Raw genomic sequence first — 16928 nt, 5'->3', positions numbered from 1 at the left:
ACTTGCTTTAAGGATTGTTTGACCTTTAGCAATCCTGTTAAAATGCTTTGATGTCAAAAAAGCAACATCTTTTCAATAAAAAACCTGGTTGGTCTTTGGATGAGCGAGATCCAAAGTTCATAGAATCTGTGATGCCTCTGTTGGGCTTTTTGTATCAGTACTATTTTCAAGTTAAAACTAGTGGGTGGGAAAATATTTCACCCAAAGAAAAAGTCCTATTTGTCGGTTCTCATAATGGGGGACTCGCGGCTCCCGATATGACAATGGTCATGTACGACTGGTTTAGACGATTTGGCGTGGAGCGACCGATTTATGGTTTGATGCATCCCAAGGTTTGGCAGGTTAGCTTACCGCTAGCGGAACTAGTCACTAAAGCTGGAGCAATCATGGCTCATCCGAAAATGGCTTACACTGCCTTACGCTCTGGGGCTAGTGTGCTAGTTTATCCAGGTGGAGCCGAAGATGTTTTCCGACCGTATTATTTACGTAACAAAATCTATTTTGCGGGGCGACAAGGATTTATCAAGTTAGCATTGCGGGAAAATGTGCCGATTGTACCTGTGATTTCCTGGGGCGCTCACGATACGCTGATTATACTGGCTGACTTCTACAAAGTTGTGCAGCAACTCCACGAATGGGGAATGCCTTGGCTGCTTGGGATCGATCCAGAAGTTTTTCCGATTTACCTCGGACTCCCTTGGGGATTAGCAATTGGGCCATTACCCAACATTCCATTACCTGTACCCATCTACACGCGGGTTTGTCCGTCGATTGTATTTGAACGTTACGGTACTGAAGCAGCTAGCGATCGCCATTATGTCAATGAATGTTATGAATTAGTTGTTAGTCAAATGCAGCAAGAGTTAGATAACTTAGTCCAGCTAACTGCCAAATCGAATACTAGATAAGGAGTTATAAGTTTTGAATCTTTAACTCCAAACTCCAAACTCCTAAATCCTAACTATTCCCCTAGCCGCCACTAACTGGTGGAATCAGTACGACTTCATCGCCATCTTGTAGTAGGGTATCTGGTTCGACAAAAATTAAATTAATTCCAAAGCGGGTGATGTCTCGCCATTGGGAGAGTTCGGGGTGTTCGGCTATGAGGCGATCGCATACTGCTTTGACTGGCATACTATTAGGAAATTCCAGCACCAGTTCCGAAACTTTAAAGGCTTCTTGATAAGCAGCGAACAATTTGACGGTAATGGTGATTGCAGATTTAGACATACAACATGCTTTGGCAGTACCAGCAAGTAGTTTAATACTTGACAAGTACCCTGAACTCTTGGCATATAGTATACATTACTAAGTACATGATTTCACAAGTTCATAACAAAAAAAATCGCCCGATCAAGAATAAGTCAGAATCCCACCTTGATGTTAATGAGAGTGGATGGTGCATAGAGGTTACAGAGCAAGCAGATTTTATGTATCCGTTTAGAAGAAGGAATCTTAGTATTGTAGAGTGTGTTAGAACGAAGTTCGTAACGCACTATTATCAAGGGTTTGATGCCGTACTCTTTGCGCTCACATCCTACGGATATTTTATCCAAATCAAACCTGATATCATTCATTAAGATAATTCTATGAAGATTTTTTAAAAAGGGCGGGCAAGATGCCCACCCTACAGGTATTAAAAACTTGATATCTGTTAGCTAATAGCCAAATTTAACAGCACCTGCCATTTTTACTACAGCGTTCTTAAAGCTAATCGTCAGGAAGTATTTTTACTTTTCATCCCCTGAATAATCTGATTTTCATGAAACACTAGGATCGTCAGCAGTTTTAATCTCTTTCAATAATCGTTCGACTTGGTTAACTTTTTCACCTCTATTTTGTTCTTTGAAAATTTTTAAAGCTTTTTCTAAAGAAGATAGTGCTTCATCTTTTTTATTTGTTTGCCACAATACGAGTGCAAAATTAGTTAGAGCTTCGCCATAATTAGGATTGATTTCTAGAGCTTTTTTATATTCAGTCATGGCTTCTTCCCAGCGACTTTGGCTAGCATAAACCATGCCGATCGCATTGTAAGCTAGAGCGTATTTTGACTTGAGACGAATGGCTTCTTGATAAGAGGTAATTGCTTCTTCTGGTTTCTTTTGCCGAAAAAGCACATTTCCTAGTTGAAAGTGTCCAAAGGCATCGTCTGGGAATTTTTTAACTAACTTGCGTAAATTTTCCTCTGCACCCGTTAAGTCTCCCTGATTAAATAAAGAATTGGCTTGTTGCAGCATCTGCGCTCGCTCTGATGATCCTGTGTCTGAAAACTGTGCTAGTTTTTGTGGTTGTCTCTGTGCATCTTGTTCCGACGAATGCAAAGAAACTTTTCCAGAAACCGCAAACGCTAATGGTGATAGACCAATTACAGTTATAATACCCAGCATCATGCAGCTAAAAGATTGAACAAATGCTAATTTATTCATCGCCCCCAATGCCTCAATAATTTTCTTATCTCCATCATAAAATGTGAGCGCGTTAGGTGTGATACACCACAAGTAGGAATACACATCTGTGCATCCCTACAAGGTTAATTGGAATTATTTACGTACCTTCCCGCAATTTATCCAAGACGCTTCTATCTTCTAATGTTGAAGTATCACCAGATACCTCTTGTCCAGCAGCTAGATTCCGCAATAAGCGCCGCATAATCTTACCCGATCGCGTTTTGGGCAAAGCGTCTGTAAAGCGAATTTCTCCCGGACGTGCGATCGCACCTATTTCTTTAACAACGTGCTGCTTAAGTTCTTTACTCAGTTCTTCACTTCCCTGATAAGTGCCTTCCAAAGTCACAAAAGCAACTACTTCTTCGCCCTTAAGTTCGTCCGGTTTACCCACTACCGCCGCCTCTGCAACGGCTGGATGAGAAACTAAAGCTGATTCTACTTCCATTGTACCGAGTCTGTGTCCTGATACATTCAGTACGTCATCCACACGACCCATGACCCAAAAGTAGCCATCTTCATCGCGTCTAGCACCATCACCAGCAAAGTAAGTGTAGTTACCATCTTGGGGTGGAATATGTTCCCAGTAGGTGCGGCGGAAGCGTTCTGGATCGCCGTAAACTGTCCGCATCATTCCCGGCCACGGATGACGCACCGCTAGATAACCGCCTTCGTTATTGGGTACGGTATTTCCTTCTAAATCTACGACATCTGCAATAATTCCGGGGAAGGGAAGAGTTGCGGAACCTGGTTTAGTAGGGATTGCTCCTGGTAATGGTGTAATCATGATACCGCCTGTTTCTGTTTGCCACCAAGTATCAACAATTGGACAGCGATCGCCACCAATTATTTTCTGATACCACATCCAAGCTTCTGGGTTTATCGGTTCGCCAACGCTTCCTAGCAAACGCAACGAAGACAAGTTTCGCGCGTTGGGATGTTGTTCTCCCATCTTAATAAATGCCCGAATTGCCGTAGGTGCGGTATAAAAAATGTTAACGCCGTATTTTTCAATTACATCCCAGAAACAGCCAGGATTAGAAGTGCGGGGCGCACCTTCATACATCACGGTTGTTGCACCGTTGGAAAGTGGGCCGTAAACTATGTAGCTATGTCCCGTAATCCAACCTACATCGGCAGTACACCAATATATATCTGTGTCTTGCAGATCGAATATCCACTTAGTGGTGATATGGGTATACAAATTATAACCAGCAGTTGTATGCACTACACCCTTCGGTTTACCCGTACTTCCAGAAGTGTAGAGGACAAACAGCATATCTTCACTGTCCATCGGTTCGGCGGGACAATCGGCTGATACTCCTTTTTGTAAATCATGCCACCAATGATCGCGTCCACCCAACTGCATATAGGTTTCTTGTCCGGTGCGCTTGACGACTAGGACATTTTCGACGCTGGGAACAGCACCATCAGCTAAGGCTTTATCTACCTGTTCCTTGAGAGGAACGATCGCATCTTTGCGCCAACCACCATCAGCCGTGATTACTAACTTAGCTTTAGCATCAATTAAGCGATCGCGTAAAGCTTCGGCACTAAAACCACCAAATACTACGCCGTGGGGTGCGCCAATTCTGGCACAAGCTAACATTGCGATCGCAGCTTCGGGAATCATTGGCATATAGATTCCAACGCGATCGCCTTTTTGGACACCAAGTTGCTTCAATACATTGGCAAATTGGCAAACTTCCCGGTGCAGTTGGGCGTAAGTTAGGGTACGCGAATCACCTGGTTCTCCTTCCCAAATCAATGCTGCTTTATTTTTGCGCCAAGTAGTGAGATGTCTGTCAAGGCAATTGTAAGAAATATTCATCTTACCACCAACGAACCACTTAGCAAAAGGCGGCTGCCAATCTAGCACCGTGTCCCATTTTTGGAACCATTCTAATTCTGTTCCAGCCAAATCTGCCCAAAATTGCTGCGGATCGGCTTTGGCTTTATCATAGAGACGCTGATAGTCTTCTAGGCTTTTGATATGGGCGTTCTGCGAGAATTCACTAGGAGGATGGAAGAGGCGATTCTCTTGGAGGATTGATTCGATATTTGGTTCAGACATGGTTAGTTATGAGTGCGATCGCTATTATTACTAAAAACTATTCTTAGCCTAGTTGTGCTAGACGGTGTTTAGATTTTCGTTAAGCTAGGTGGAAATTGCCGAGTTATTTAGTTTACATTCATTTTCATCTACTAAAAGCAAGCGCTTAATAAATTTCAGAGGTAACAGGGGAAACCCACGCTTAAAAGAGTGAGATTGTAATAAGCACACCAAATTTAAGAACGCTACGCATCTCGAAAAACATCTTTTTTAAAATGGCTTTTGAACTATAACTAAAGTTTCTATCCCAATTCCCAATCCCAATTTCCAATACATTCCAGCCTATCTACTGCGAATGTTGCAAAATATAAGTAGTCTTGACAAATAACGCCTGAACTATGACACTCACCGTTGAAGCTAGCAGTTTATCTCTCTACGATGTTCATCGCTTTCTTAAACTAAACAAGCTTTCAAATGGTTCATTTACAGATTTCTTAAATTTAGAACCGCTAACAGAATTTGAACAACAGGATATATTGCGAATCAGAAATGATTTTGATCGTTATCTAACAATGAGTAAAATTTCTGAAGGTTTGGTTAAATTTTTAACAATCGCCCCACTAATGCGGTTAGCTGGATTTTACGATGTGCCGATTCGGTTGACAATGGAAGATAGCATTGCGATCGCAGTCGAAGATGAAGACAGAAGAATTATCGGACGGATGGATATTTTAGCAATTAACAGTTTTCAAAGTAATATTGCACCGCCATTCTGGGTTGTAGTGATTGAAACGAAAAACAGTGCGATCGAAGTTGGTGAAGGTTTACCTCAATTACTCACTTATGCTTTTAAGAGTTTAGAGCAACAACAATCTGTTTGGGGACTGGCAACTAACGGATTGCGTTATCAATTTCTTTATCTCAGACGTGATGAACAACCAACTTATCAGTTAATGCCATTATTAAGTTTAAACGAATCTCCAGATGCAATTGAGTTATTGCAAGTTTTCAAAGCCATCTGTAAGTTACCAGATTTTCAGTAAATAAATTGCGGAGCGATCGCGGATGTCTGAACCTGCTACTTTAGAATTGATCTCTGATAATATTTCAGAGGAAGAAGTAATTTTTCCTCCCGGTGATATACTTAGTGACGAACCACCCTTGGAAAGCGATTTACACCGCGACCAAATCGATTTGCTGATTCGCATACTTAAATTATGGTGGCGAGAGCGGCAAGATTTCTATGCTTCTGGCAATTTGACGATTTACTATAGTCCTAACCAGAAAAAATCAGAATATTTTCGTGGCCCGGACTTTTTTGTAGTTTTGGGGACTCAGAAAAAAGACCGTAAAAGTTGGGTAGTTTGGCAAGAAGACGGCAAATATCCAAACGTGATTGTGGAAATTTTGTCAAGTTCAACGACAGCAGTTGATAAAGGTTTAAAAAAACAAGTTTATCAAGATACCTTCCGTACACCAGATTATTTCTGGTTTCACCCTGTAACAATGGAACTTCAGGGATTTCATTTAGTAGATGGGAAGTATCAAGAAATCCAGGTAACTACTGATGGACGTTTATGGAGCCAGCAGTTAGAACTTTATTTGGGAGTTTATGAAGGTAAATTAAGATTCTTCACTACTGAAAATCAATTAATATTATCATCAGAAGAACTAGCTGAACAAGAACGTTTACGTGCTGAACAGGCAGAAGAACGTGCCCAACAAGCAGAGCAAGAACTTGCTCGATTGCGGGAGGTATTACGGACACAGGGCATCGACTTAGAGAATATTTAATGACATCAGGAAATTAATTGAGTACACTTTCAAGTTAAGATTTAGTGATTGGTGTGTAAAAAAGCGTTATCTTCTGAAAGTAGGGCATCGTTTGCAAGCAACAGAGATTAAGGATAAGCTAAAGTCCCTTACCCTGCAAGCCTCCTCGGTAGATGAAAATTTAGCGAGAAGATTAGAGGAAATCAATCGTTGGGTAAAGAATATCAAGCCAGGTTCCCTGACTGCGAAACCATTTGTGATTGCATTTCTCTTAGAGGTAATTACGGATTCTACCATTTGGCTGATAATCAAATCCTTACCTTCGGAAGAAGAACAGAAAGCAAAATTCGACCTTATGACACCAATTGAGAGATATTGGTATGGTTATCTATTTCCTAGATGGATTAATGCAAGTGACTCCAAGTTTTATATTTGGAAACAAAAATTGATGGCAGGTGAATTTAATCAGGTCGATGATGATATCATTAGATCAATAGCTCAAGATGTTGTAAGTCGAGAAGGTAGTTTTTGGCAGCGTTATATCGCCGACCTCTCTATGGCAACAGACCTAATTGTTAGTAGTCGTAACAATCAACCTCTTTGCATTCAAGTTACTAGTGTCTCTGAAGAACTTAATTACCAAAAGTACCAAGCTTGGCAAAATACACTGCGATCGTGGGAAATAGAGCGAGGATTGTTCTTAAGTTACAATCCCAAGGATACCAATTTTGTCAACCAGTTAGTCAACGTGGCCCTGTACAACAGTGATTACCTTTCTGGTGGCAAATATTTAAAATTTTCGTGAACTTTAAGGAATTTGATATTTCAGGTTTGTGTTCAGCCTACATACTTACTTGCTAATTACAGCTTTTATGGCTAACAAAAGAGAAACTCACTGCAACAATCAAGTAGATACATTTGCTGAAGCTTTAGCGACGGCGCGACAAATGCAGCAGAACTGGTTAACTTACGGAGTGAATTTTGTAAATTTTTACGTTGAAGATGTAGATGGAGATTGGCTAGAAACGTGGGGAGATGAGGAAATTATAGGTAATTCTCAATTAGATGCTATTAAAGAATTTTTGGTAAGTCATGATAGTGTAGCTGTGAAGGTAAGAGAGCATTTAGGCGAGCGATCACTATTTGATTTTGCAGTAAACTTAGAAGAATCTTGGAGAATTTCTGAAACCAATGACAGGTTATCTGCGGTAAAAAATCTATTATCTGGTGAAGAAAACAGTATTGATACAGATGATATCAGGTTATTGGATTTAGCAAATAATCTGGTGGTGAAGTTGGCAGATATTTTATGAAATTTTAAATTACAACAGATTTTAGCTGAATTAAATACAAGCTTTGTAGATTAGTACAACTGTGCTGCCCTACAATTTTTAGTCTCTATCTTTTTGGAATCCAAACGCCTGCTATTGTATCTATCAAAGAACATGTTGCTAAATGAGGTAGGATATTTTGGAACCAATTACAGCTAGTGCGATCGCAACAAAACTTCTATAGCTGTAGTGGCGTGGCAAGGCTAAATATGTGCATTAAGAAAAAAGTAGAAAACATTGATTTATCTCAATTTTCTCAAAAATTTATTGCAACATTTTAGTCTTGCCACGCCACTACAATACCTAATTTTGTTCAAAAATCAAATAGTAATCCTATAGATTGGTCTTCGTTCAATATCAACAGATAAACCCTGCAATGCTTTTTCGGCAAGAGCAACACCAATGTGATGAATTCGACGAGTGGTATGTCGAGTATGAATATACTTTGATTCGCTGCGACATCTGTCTAATTAACTCGCTATTTTGATATTAAATGTGGCTTTTAACCCATTGGCGAAATTCTTTAACTAATTCCAAATAATCTTTTTCTCCTACCTGCGCTAAAAAATTAGAAATCTCTGTTAATGGCAGATTGGGAAATGCTAAACTCTGTTCCACAGATATATATTTTTGATTTTGTAAAACGTTAATAGTAAAATTATTACCATCATATCGCCAGATTTCAGGTACACCCATATCGGCATAGACTTGAAAGCGATTTATAGAACTGCTAGTAATATCAATTTCTACTACCAAATCTGGCGGTGGATCTTGGGCTAAATCTATTCTTTTTTTGCCTTTTATGAAATTAATATTTTCAATGTAAAAGCATTCATCTGGTTCTGCACCACTCAGTTCTGGGCGCTTGAAAGTAGTAGAACCAAGAGGGTCAATTCTAACTTCTAGTTCTTCTGCGAGAGTTTCAACAAATCGACCCGCAATTCTTTTGTATCGTTCATGTTCCGGTGAAGGAGCCATGATTTCTAGACTACCTCGATTGTAAGTAAGCCGGAGGCGGCGACTAGCACTAAGTTCAGTTAGCAAGTTTTCATAAGTTTGCCAACTGATACCCGATAAGTGGATGATTTCTGTGGGTTGAAGCAGTGTGTTGCTAGTCATAGCGATATGTGAGATAGGTTCTCGCTGTACAATAGCCTTTCTTGCCCTCATTGTACTTTAAGCTCAATCTTCTATAAAGCTAGGTATCTGGTTGCTACAGTCGCCGTGAAAACTACTAAGCTGGTAAATAGCACGTTTAAAATTTAGCGGAAATTCCGAATCGCATTTATCGGCGGTTCAAGATTCCTCATTGGCGAACTACCTGTAATTACATTATGTTTGATGCATTATCTGACCGTTTAGAAGCCGCCTGGAAAAAACTGCGGGGACAGGACAAAATTTCTCAATCCAACATTCAAGATGCATTGCGCGAAGTGCGCCGCGCCTTGTTGGAGGCAGATGTCAATCTCCAGGTAGTCAAAGATTTTATTAGCGAAGTCGAAGCCAAAGCCCAGGGAGCCGAGGTGGTTACTGGCGTGCGACCTGACCAGCAGTTTATCAAAATTGTTCATGATGAACTGGTGGAGGTAATGGGAGAAGAAAATGTTCCCATCGCAGAAGCCAAGGAACAGCCGACTATTGTTTTGATGGCTGGGTTGCAAGGTACTGGTAAAACCACAGCTACGGCTAAGTTAGCCTTACATCTGAGAAAATTAGAGCGTAGCTGTTTGTTGGTGGCGACAGACGTATATCGCCCAGCCGCGATCGACCAGTTGCTGACGTTGGGTAAGCAAATTGACGTACCAGTATTTGAACTAGGAAGCGATGCAGATCCCGTAGAAATTGCAAGGCAAGGTGTAGAACGTGCTAGAGCAGAAGGTGTAAACACAGTAATTATTGATACTGCTGGCCGTCTGCAAATTGACGAAGATATGATGGCGGAATTAGCCCGCATCAAAGCAACTGTCCAACCCCATGAAACTCTGTTGGTGGTGGACGCGATGACCGGTCAAGAGGCAGCAAATCTGACTCGTACCTTCCACGATCAAATCGGAATTACTGGGGCAATTCTCACCAAAATGGATGGTGATAGCCGTGGTGGTGCAGCGCTTTCAGTGCGAAAAATTTCGGGAGCGCCGATTAAATTTGTGGGTGTGGGTGAAAAAGTCGAGGCACTGCAACCCTTTTATCCCGATCGCATGGCATCCCGAATTTTGGGAATGGGCGATGTCCTAACCCTGGTAGAAAAAGCCCAGGAAGAGTTTGATTTAGCTGATGCTGAGAAAATGCAGGAGAAAATTCTGTCAGCAAAGTTTGACTTTACTGACTTTCTCAAGCAGTTGCGGATGCTGAAAAATATGGGTTCTCTGGGAGGCTTCATCAAGATGATCCCAGGGATGAACAAGCTTTCAGACGATCAGCTAAAGCAGGGAGAAACCCAGCTAAAGCGGTGTGAAGCCATGATTAACTCCATGACTCGCCAAGAACGCCACGATCCCGATTTGTTAGCCAGTTCTCCCAGTCGGCGGCGGCGGATTGCGGCTGGCTCAGGTTATAGAGAATCAGACGTGACTAAATTGGTGGGTGATTTCCAAAAAATGCGATCGCTCATGCAGCAAATGGGTCAAGGTGGCTTCCCTGGAATGCCGGGAATGTTCGGCGGCGGTGGCGGCATGGGCAACGCCTTCGCTGGTGCAGGTAATCGTCCCGCAGCCCCCGGATGGCGCGGTTATGGTGGCGATGCAGGCGCGAAAAAGAAAAAACCCAAAGATAAAAAGAAAAAAGGCTTCGGCAATCTTTAATGATTGGGCATGGGGCATGGGGCATTGGTAATTTACTAATGACAAATTACCAATGACTAATGACTAATAGCAGCAAATGCTAGGCAGTGCTAAAATTAGCATTTCGACCTCAGAATTTATCAGCAGAGGAAACTAAGCCTCAATTTATTGGCATCAGCCAGATTTAGGTTACTTCTTCGCCCACTAGTTGGTAATTAATATCTAAACAGGAGAATGATTCTTCAACATGATCAAACTGCGCTTGAAACGATTCGGTAAAAAACGGGAAGCAAGTTACCGTATTATCGCCATTAACAACCTCGCTCGCCGTGATGGCCGTCCCTTAGAAGAATTGGGATTCTATAACCCCAGAACCGATGAAGTGCGATTAGACGTTCCCGCCATCGTCAAGCGACTACAACAAGGCGCTCAACCCACTGACACGGTACGTCGGATTCTAGTAAAAGCTAATGTTTTTGAACAGGTCAGTGCAACAACAGCCGCATCATAATTTCGGAACAAAATTGCCAACAGCCAGTCCCAACTATGTTGATCTGGTTAGGTTTTTAGTGCAGCCGTTTTTGGAATCTCCAGAGACTTTAAGCGTCGATTGTGAAATTTCTCAGTCCCTAAACCGGGTTTGGGTTCGCATCGCCTTTGAAAGCACAGATAAAGGGAAAGTGTTTGGTCGAGGGGGACGCAATATTCAGGCGATTCGTACAGTAATTGCCGCAGCCGCAGCCGCAGCTGGGCAATCAGCATACCTGGATATCTACGGCAGTACCACTCCAGGCCGTGAAGGTATGTCTTTTGATGAAGAGACAGAAGAGCGATCGCCACCACCGACTAGGCGAGAAGTGCGTGGAAATGATGGGCCTAAACCCATTGTTAAACCCCGCCTCCGCTAGGTTAAAACTAGAGAGCAAATCTGAGCGGTTGTAGTTACCTCCGCTCAGAATTTTTGTAAAGATGGAAAGTAGCAAAAAGATTTTTGGATATTTTTTGAACTCTTTAGAAGTAGAGACGTACAGATTTACGCCCATACGACCGATTCATTTGTTGCAAAGATTTTTCTAAAATGTAAGTAAAAAGCGTAATTTCGCCTTTAGCAAAAAAATATTAACCTTTGTCAAAAATAGATCCTTACGAATTAAAAAATACTATGGCAGGTGCTTTAACAATTCAGCTGCCGAATGTTGCTAGTGCGATCGCTCTTGCAGGAGATGGAGAAGAAAATCTCAAATCCCTATCTCGGCAAACAGGAGCCACTTTAGTGCTACGCGGGCAAGAATTATTGATTTCTGGTACTGAGGGGCAAATCGATCTGGCTTCTCGATTAGTGCGATCGCTTGAAGACCTCTGGATTAAAGGCAATACTATCACCAGTGCCGATATTTTAACAGCCCGTCAAGCCATAGATAGCGATCGGCAAGAGGAATTGCAAGATTTACAGCGAAATGTCCTTGCCAAAAGTCGCCGGGGCGAAGAAGTCCGTGCTAAAACCTTCCGCCAACGTCAATATATCGACGCACTCCGTAGGCGCGATCTCACCTTTGGAATCGGGCCTGCTGGTACTGGCAAGACTTATCTCGCCGTTGTTGTCGCCGTGCAAGCACTCCTTGCCAACCAGGTTGAAAAGCTAATTTTAACTCGCCCTGCCGTCGAAGCTGGGGAAAAACTTGGTTTTTTGCCTGGAGACTTGCAGCAAAAAGTTAATCCCTACCTTCGCCCCCTTTATGATGCGATTTATGAATTTATAGACCCAGAAAAAGTACCCAGTTTAATGGAACGTGGTGTGATTGAAGTCGCACCCCTCGCCTATATGCGGGGACGTACCCTGAATAACGCTTTTGTGATTGTCGATGAAGCGCAAAATACTACACCCGCTCAAATGAAAATGGTTTTGACTCGTTTGGGTTTCCGTTCTCGGATGGTGATTACAGGCGACATGACACAAACTGATTTACCACTTCACCAACAATCGGGTTTAGGAGTGGCTTTACAAATTTTGAAACACGTTGAAGGCATTGCCTTTTGCGAATTTAGTCAAAAAGATGTTGTGCGTAATCCTCTAGTTCAACGCATTGTTGCTGCTTATGAACAATACGAAAAATAGTCAATTAGTCATTGGTCATTGGTCATTCATAAAAAACTAACAAATGACAAATGACGAAGGACAAAGGAAAAATAGCAAAGGATAATAATTTATGAGTACTACTTTGAAAGAATTTTTAGAAGCTTGTGAAACTCTTGGAACCTTGCGTTTAATTGTTACTAGTAGCGCGGCTGTATTAGAAGCACGGGGCAAGGTTGAAAAGCTATTTTATGCAGAATTACCAAAGGGTAAGTATGCAAATATGCACACAGAAGGCTTTGAGTTTCACTTGAATATGGACAGAATTATTCAGGTTAAATTTGAAACGGGTGAAGCTAAAAGAGGCAATTTTACAACCTATGCTATTCGGTTTTTAGATGATAAACATGAGTCTGCTTTAAGCTTATTTTTGCAATGGGGTAAACCGGGAGAATATGAACCGGGACAGGTGCAAGCTTGGGAGACTCTAAAAGAAAAGTATGGGGAAGTTTGGCAACCTTTACCAGCAGAAATTTAATGTTGTTCATTGGAATATTGAAAACTGCGGATATTTCGTAAATCAAAAAATGTTTACGCAGTTTCTTAATGGAAAAAACTCCAAAAAACTAAGCTTTTTTACATCAATTTTCTTATCATCCTAGCAATTTCTAGCTGCATTGATGTCAAAGCTGAATTAGTTCGAATTGAATGATATGAAGTACAATTACAAAAGCTGCGAAACATACTAAAAAGGGAAGATATTTCAAAGATAATCCCAAACAAAAGAAAATAAAAAGACCACAGAGTAAGAATCCCAATATTAATAAGTCTTGCCAGCTTATTGGGAATATAAATACCTTCAAGTTGGAGAAGTTTAAGCTAGATGTATTAATAAGACAATAACTATTCGACTAAATTATACACTCATAATAATTTGGTAAAATAAGCTAAATTGAGAAAAGTCTCTATAACGAAATATTTCCAAACATTGGGGATTTTTAGAATGAAATGGACACTTGACGAAGCCCAAAAACAACTATTCTCAATAATTAATGCGACTAGTCAAGAACCTCAGCTAATTTATACCGAAGAAAAATTGGTGGCCGCAATTCTAGATCCTGAGCTTTTTCAAGAATTTTTAAACTGGCGACAAAAAGCTACGAAAACATCTCTAGCTCAAGTCTTTAAAGAACTTCAGCAGTTATGTACTGAAGAAGATTATAGTTTAGAGATACCACTACGAAGCGACCGTAACAATCCTTTTATTGAAAACGAGGATGAGTAATCTTTGTGACACTAATATTATCAGTGAATTGACTCGTCCGATTCCAAATCCAGGGGTAATAACATGGAGCGGCAGTGTGACATCTATTAACTTAAGCGTTATTACAATTGAGGAAATTTATTATGGTTTAACAGCAAAGCCTAATTCTAGAATTCAAAGCTGGTTTGAAAACTTTCTTACAAATCATTGTCAAATTTTATCTATCACCTCAGAAATTGCCAAGTGTTCGGGTGAATTGAGAGGCTCTTTGAGGACTCAAGGTAAACCCCGTTCGCAAGCTGATATACTTATTGCAGCAACAGCCAAAATACATTCCATGACTCTTGTTACTAGAAATATTAAGGATTTTGAGGGTTGTGATATCTATACATTGAATCCATTTCAGGTATAACAATTTTGTCAATAAAAGTCGATACTATAGATTAATTTTTAATCAATAAATAATAAACGTTAAAATATAAAATTGCTAATGTTTTTTATAAAAGCGATTTGGAGTTTTTGCTTAATTGCTTTTTTCCTGCTATGGAGTGGAGAAGCTGAAGCCGGAGAGTTATCTGAACGATTAACCAACTTTCCTCAGTGGGAAAAATTAACTTCAGTGCAACCCGCTTCGGGTGATTTGGTTTACCCGGAATGGATGGCTGGTTCTTGGCAAGTTACAAGTACTTTGATAGATTTAGCAGCGCCTTTAGCACCAGATGTCATAACTCCAGGGTTTGAAGGTAATCGCCGACAATTAAATCAGCCTGTGAGTTTTGTAGTAAGATTTGTAAAGGCTCAACCACGTATAGCTAGTTTAAAAATATTCCCTCAGATAGATAACAAATCTTCAACTTTAGTAGCAGATAGAGCGTTTAATAGTTTGAATTTGGCACGGGCTTATTTAGGGGATGAAGCAGTGTTATCAGTCAAAGTAGATCCAGATTCACCTAATCGTCAGATTACATTCTTGCGTAGCAGTCGCCAATTAGTTTCCATTGTGACTGCACGGGCTACAGAAACTACCCCTGATGGCAAATTTATCACCACAGAAGTGTTTCAACAATTATTTAAAGGTGGTTCACGCCCCTATTTAAACTCTGTAGAATCTACCACTGCTTATCATAAAGTTTCAACAGTAAATCCGGCGATTGAGGCAGATCAAGTTACTGCTGTCTATCTTTCACCCCAAGATCCAGATTACTTTAAAGCTGGTTCTCGACCTGTTGCTCTTTATCGCTATCGCCTAGAATTTGTCCCAGTGCAAACGCCTAGCAATCAAAAGCCATGATTTCAACCTAGTAGACCTTGACTAACTTGTATTACGCTTGTAGTATATAAATTCCAAGCTTACGATCGCGCTCTTGGACGGTGTGCATCATGGCCAAATTTCAAGATATTGTCAATTACTTTCGCTCTGACTGGAAGCTGAGTGTTTTCAGTATCACAGCATCTAGCATTTACGAAGTTATTGATTTAGTTGTACCTTACGCGATTGGGCAGATTTTAAACGTTTTGTCTGCTCAACCTTTAGATAAACCACTTGAAAGTGCGATCGCAACTTTTTCGGACATTACCAATTACCCAGTTAGTAAAAATGTATCTTTGGGTGTATTACTGGGCTTAATTTTTGTTGTCACTGTAGTGAAAGCGCCGACACAACCGTGGTTAAGCAATTGGTTTCATTGGGATATAGCTTTCAGATCGCGTCGAGAAAAAACCGAAACAGCGATCGCTAAAGTTCTAACTCTCCCACTAGAATTTTATGATGAAAATAACCCTGGACGTATTGCCGGCAGAGTAGCTAGAGGTGTTGCTAACCACACTTGGGCATATCCCGAAATCGCCGGACAGTTGATTCCTAAACTGGCTCGTGTACTGGGGATTTTTGTGTTTATCTTGTTCATTGAATGGCGGATTGCAATTGTATATCTAATCTCCTTTGTAATTATTCTCAGCTTTAGCTTGAAGAATTTACAGCAGTTGATTGAGTCTGAAAGGCGCATAGATAAGTATGGAGAGAATACCGAAAGCCGCACTTCTGAATTAATCACCAATATCAAAACAGTGAAAGCATTTGCTACAGAAGCCAATGAACTGAAACGCCAAAAGCAACGTTTGAATCGTGAACTAATGGTGCTTAACTATCGCATCCACAAAGGTTATACGAAACTGGGTACTTGGCAAAGAACCGTAATTCAGTTTTGTGTGTTTGCGATACTAGGTTTGACTTTAGCAGCAACAGTAAATGGGAAAATTTCTCTCGGTCACTTTGTCATGACCTTAACTCTTTCTAGCATGGCTTATGCCGAATTAGAACCTATTAGTAGCTTGGCAGAAGTTTTTGCCCGTCGTTATTCTTCCATGCTGCGGTTTCACGAATTTCTGCAAGAGCCAACTGCATCTGATTCAGCTAGCCTTTTAGAAGAGAGCAACCAGACAGAATCACCTTATAAATTTACTGGAAAAGTTGAGTTGTCGCACCTCAGTTTTGGATATGATGCCAACCGTCAAGTTTTGCAAGATATTAACTTGTTGATTGAGCCATATCAAACAGTGGCATTAGTTGGGCGTTCCGGTTCTGGTAAGTCTACTTTAGTGAAATTGCTGTTACGATATTTTGAACCTCAATCAGGTCGAATTTTGATTGATGGTCAAGATATTCGTACTTTAGATGTGGGTAAGTATAGACGAAGATTAGCGATCGTTCACCAAGAAGTAGACGTTTTCAACGGTACCATATTGGATAACCTCACTTATGGCAGAACTAATGCCAGTTTAGAGCAAGTTAAAGAAGCCTGTAAAATTGCGAGAGTCGATGAAGTAGTGCAGCACTTACCCAAAGGTTATTACACCGTTGTGGGGGAACGAGGTGTCAGGTTATCTGGAGGACAAAGACAACGTTTGGGAATTGCGAGGGCATTGTTAGTGGAACCAGACGTGCTGATTTTTGACGAAGCCACCTCTAGCTTAGATTATGAATCTGAGCGTTCGATTCAGCTAGCAATGCGATCAATTCAGGGTACTTGTACCACTATTGTAATTGCTCACCGTTTAAGTACAGTGCGGGAAGCAGATAAAATTGTAGTTCTGGAGCAAGGAAAGATTGTAGAAGTGGGTAGCCACGATGAACTCTTGCGTCACGAGGGCATTTATCGCCGCTTACACTCCCTGCAAGAAACAGGAGAACTTCTAAGTTAGGGAACATA

At 40.9% G+C, this 16928-nt stretch carries 18 protein-coding genes; 14 read left to right on the top strand and 4 right to left on the bottom strand.

What is annotated here, in order from left to right; translation table 11 throughout:
• Positions 1-50: 50 nt before the first annotated feature.
• Entirely contained in the window at positions 51-908 is an 858-nt protein-coding gene (locus RMZ41_RS20610; RefSeq protein ID WP_322642281.1) for a lysophospholipid acyltransferase family protein, read from the top strand.
• A 61-nt stretch (positions 909-969) separates the two neighbouring features.
• Here the strand turns inward: RMZ41_RS20610 and RMZ41_RS20605 are convergent, their stop codons facing one another.
• From RMZ41_RS20605 to acs, 3 genes are all read right to left on the bottom strand, one after another.
• Positions 970-1230, bottom strand: a complete 261-nt coding sequence (locus RMZ41_RS20605) for a MoaD/ThiS family protein (protein WP_174708748.1) — start codon at positions 1228-1230, stop codon at positions 970-972.
• A gap of 530 nt (positions 1231-1760) precedes the next feature.
• Positions 1761-2426, bottom strand: coding sequence for a tetratricopeptide repeat protein (locus RMZ41_RS20600; RefSeq protein WP_322642287.1), 666 nt, complete (start codon positions 2424-2426; stop codon positions 1761-1763).
• Positions 2427-2544: 118 nt separating this feature from the next.
• Positions 2545-4518 carry an acetate--CoA ligase gene (gene acs, locus RMZ41_RS20595; protein ID WP_322642282.1) on the bottom strand — a complete coding sequence of 658 codons (1974 nt, stop codon included), beginning with the start codon at positions 4516-4518 and terminating at the stop codon, positions 2545-2547.
• A 377-nt stretch (positions 4519-4895) separates the two neighbouring features.
• On the opposite strand from acs, the gene RMZ41_RS20590 reads away from it, so the two are divergent.
• The 4 genes from RMZ41_RS20590 (at position 4896) to RMZ41_RS20575 (ending at position 7583) form a co-directional block, all read left to right on the top strand.
• A complete protein-coding gene (locus RMZ41_RS20590; RefSeq protein WP_322642283.1) occupies positions 4896-5540 on the top strand; it encodes a restriction endonuclease subunit R in 645 nt (214 codons plus the stop codon).
• A gap of 22 nt (positions 5541-5562) precedes the next feature.
• Positions 5563-6291: a Uma2 family endonuclease gene (locus RMZ41_RS20585; protein WP_322642284.1), complete on the top strand. Its 729-nt coding sequence runs from the start codon at positions 5563-5565 to the stop codon at positions 6289-6291.
• A 91-nt stretch (positions 6292-6382) separates the two neighbouring features.
• Entirely contained in the window at positions 6383-7075 is a 693-nt protein-coding gene (locus RMZ41_RS20580) for a hypothetical protein (protein WP_322642285.1), read from the top strand.
• Positions 7076-7142: 67 nt separating this feature from the next.
• Entirely contained in the window at positions 7143-7583 is a 441-nt protein-coding gene (locus RMZ41_RS20575; RefSeq protein WP_322642286.1) for a hypothetical protein, read from the top strand.
• Between the two features lie 507 nt (positions 7584-8090).
• Here the strand turns inward: RMZ41_RS20575 and RMZ41_RS20570 are convergent.
• Positions 8091-8720, bottom strand: coding sequence for a Uma2 family endonuclease (locus RMZ41_RS20570; protein ID WP_322639910.1), 630 nt, complete (start codon positions 8718-8720; stop codon positions 8091-8093).
• A gap of 215 nt (positions 8721-8935) precedes the next feature.
• Here RMZ41_RS20570 and ffh point away from each other — a divergent pair, with 215 nt between their 5' ends.
• The 9 genes from ffh to RMZ41_RS20525 all read left to right on the top strand — a co-directional run bounded on the left by ffh (position 8936) and on the right by RMZ41_RS20525 (position 16920).
• The gene (ffh, locus tag RMZ41_RS20565) at positions 8936-10402 is read left to right on the top strand and encodes a signal recognition particle protein (RefSeq protein WP_322639909.1); all 1467 of its coding nucleotides are present in this window, start codon (positions 8936-8938) and stop codon (positions 10400-10402) included.
• Between the two features lie 226 nt (positions 10403-10628).
• Positions 10629-10892 carry a 30S ribosomal protein S16 gene (gene rpsP / locus RMZ41_RS20560; RefSeq protein ID WP_322639908.1) on the top strand — a complete coding sequence of 88 codons (264 nt, stop codon included), beginning with the start codon at positions 10629-10631 and terminating at the stop codon, positions 10890-10892.
• Positions 10852-11289 (top strand): KH domain-containing protein, encoded by a 438-nt coding sequence (locus RMZ41_RS20555; protein ID WP_322639907.1) that lies wholly within the window; start codon positions 10852-10854, stop codon positions 11287-11289. The genes rpsP and RMZ41_RS20555 overlap by 41 nt, the downstream gene beginning before the upstream one ends.
• Positions 11290-11543: 254 nt before the next feature.
• Positions 11544-12497 carry a PhoH family protein gene (locus tag RMZ41_RS20550; protein ID WP_322639913.1) on the top strand — a complete coding sequence of 318 codons (954 nt, stop codon included), beginning with the start codon at positions 11544-11546 and terminating at the stop codon, positions 12495-12497.
• A gap of 91 nt (positions 12498-12588) precedes the next feature.
• Positions 12589-12993 carry a ChuX/HutX family heme-like substrate-binding protein gene (locus RMZ41_RS20545; RefSeq protein ID WP_322639906.1) on the top strand — a complete coding sequence of 135 codons (405 nt, stop codon included), beginning with the start codon at positions 12589-12591 and terminating at the stop codon, positions 12991-12993.
• A 465-nt stretch (positions 12994-13458) separates the two neighbouring features.
• On the top strand, positions 13459-13740 hold the full coding sequence (locus tag RMZ41_RS20540) for a prevent-host-death protein (protein ID WP_322639905.1): 282 nt from the start codon (positions 13459-13461) through the stop codon (positions 13738-13740).
• Positions 13733-14131 (top strand): type II toxin-antitoxin system VapC family toxin, encoded by a 399-nt coding sequence (locus RMZ41_RS20535; RefSeq protein ID WP_322639904.1) that lies wholly within the window; start codon positions 13733-13735, stop codon positions 14129-14131. The genes RMZ41_RS20540 and RMZ41_RS20535 overlap by 8 nt, the downstream gene beginning before the upstream one ends.
• A gap of 78 nt (positions 14132-14209) precedes the next feature.
• A complete protein-coding gene (locus RMZ41_RS20530; protein ID WP_322639903.1) occupies positions 14210-15010 on the top strand; it encodes a DUF6816 family protein in 801 nt (266 codons plus the stop codon).
• Between the two features lie 89 nt (positions 15011-15099).
• Positions 15100-16920, top strand: coding sequence for an ABC transporter ATP-binding protein (locus RMZ41_RS20525; RefSeq protein WP_322639902.1), 1821 nt, complete (start codon positions 15100-15102; stop codon positions 16918-16920).
• Positions 16921-16928: the final 8 nt, after the last annotated feature.

The sequence above is a fragment of the Nostoc sp. DedVER02 genome, from assembly GCF_034530675.2.
GTDB lineage: Bacteria > Cyanobacteriota > Cyanobacteriia > Cyanobacteriales > Nostocaceae > Nostoc.
Note: the sequence above shows the minus strand (reverse complement) of the source record. Positions and strands in the feature narration are given on the sequence as shown.

Bases quoted from the DNA above. Each gene is read 5' to 3' on its own strand.
- RMZ41_RS20585 (WP_322642284.1), top strand. From the start codon at position 5,563: ATGTCTGAACCTGCTACTTTAGAATTGATCTCTGATAATATTTCAGAG.
- RMZ41_RS20525 (WP_322639902.1), top strand. From the start codon at position 15,100: ATGGCCAAATTTCAAGATATTGTCAATTACTTTCGCTCTGACTGGAAG.
- RMZ41_RS20610 (WP_322642281.1), top strand. From the start codon at position 51: ATGTCAAAAAAGCAACATCTTTTCAATAAAAAACCTGGTTGGTCTTTG.
- RMZ41_RS20540 (WP_322639905.1), top strand. From the start codon at position 13,459: ATGAAATGGACACTTGACGAAGCCCAAAAACAACTATTCTCAATAATT.
- RMZ41_RS20555 (WP_322639907.1), top strand. From the start codon at position 10,852: ATGTTTTTGAACAGGTCAGTGCAACAACAGCCGCATCATAATTTCGGA.
- RMZ41_RS20535 (WP_322639904.1), top strand. From the start codon at position 13,733: ATGAGTAATCTTTGTGACACTAATATTATCAGTGAATTGACTCGTCCG.
- RMZ41_RS20550 (WP_322639913.1), top strand. From the start codon at position 11,544: ATGGCAGGTGCTTTAACAATTCAGCTGCCGAATGTTGCTAGTGCGATC.
- RMZ41_RS20530 (WP_322639903.1), top strand. From the start codon at position 14,210: ATGTTTTTTATAAAAGCGATTTGGAGTTTTTGCTTAATTGCTTTTTTC.
- RMZ41_RS20545 (WP_322639906.1), top strand. From the start codon at position 12,589: ATGAGTACTACTTTGAAAGAATTTTTAGAAGCTTGTGAAACTCTTGGA.
- RMZ41_RS20570 (WP_322639910.1), bottom strand. From the start codon at position 8,720: ATGACTAGCAACACACTGCTTCAACCCACAGAAATCATCCACTTATCG.
- acs (WP_322642282.1), bottom strand. From the start codon at position 4,518: ATGTCTGAACCAAATATCGAATCAATCCTCCAAGAGAATCGCCTCTTC.
- ffh (WP_322639909.1), top strand. From the start codon at position 8,936: ATGTTTGATGCATTATCTGACCGTTTAGAAGCCGCCTGGAAAAAACTG.
- RMZ41_RS20600 (WP_322642287.1), bottom strand. From the start codon at position 2,426: ATGAATAAATTAGCATTTGTTCAATCTTTTAGCTGCATGATGCTGGGT.
- RMZ41_RS20590 (WP_322642283.1), top strand. From the start codon at position 4,896: ATGACACTCACCGTTGAAGCTAGCAGTTTATCTCTCTACGATGTTCAT.
- RMZ41_RS20605 (WP_174708748.1), bottom strand. From the start codon at position 1,230: ATGTCTAAATCTGCAATCACCATTACCGTCAAATTGTTCGCTGCTTAT.
- rpsP (WP_322639908.1), top strand. From the start codon at position 10,629: ATGATCAAACTGCGCTTGAAACGATTCGGTAAAAAACGGGAAGCAAGT.
- RMZ41_RS20575 (WP_322642286.1), top strand. From the start codon at position 7,143: ATGGCTAACAAAAGAGAAACTCACTGCAACAATCAAGTAGATACATTT.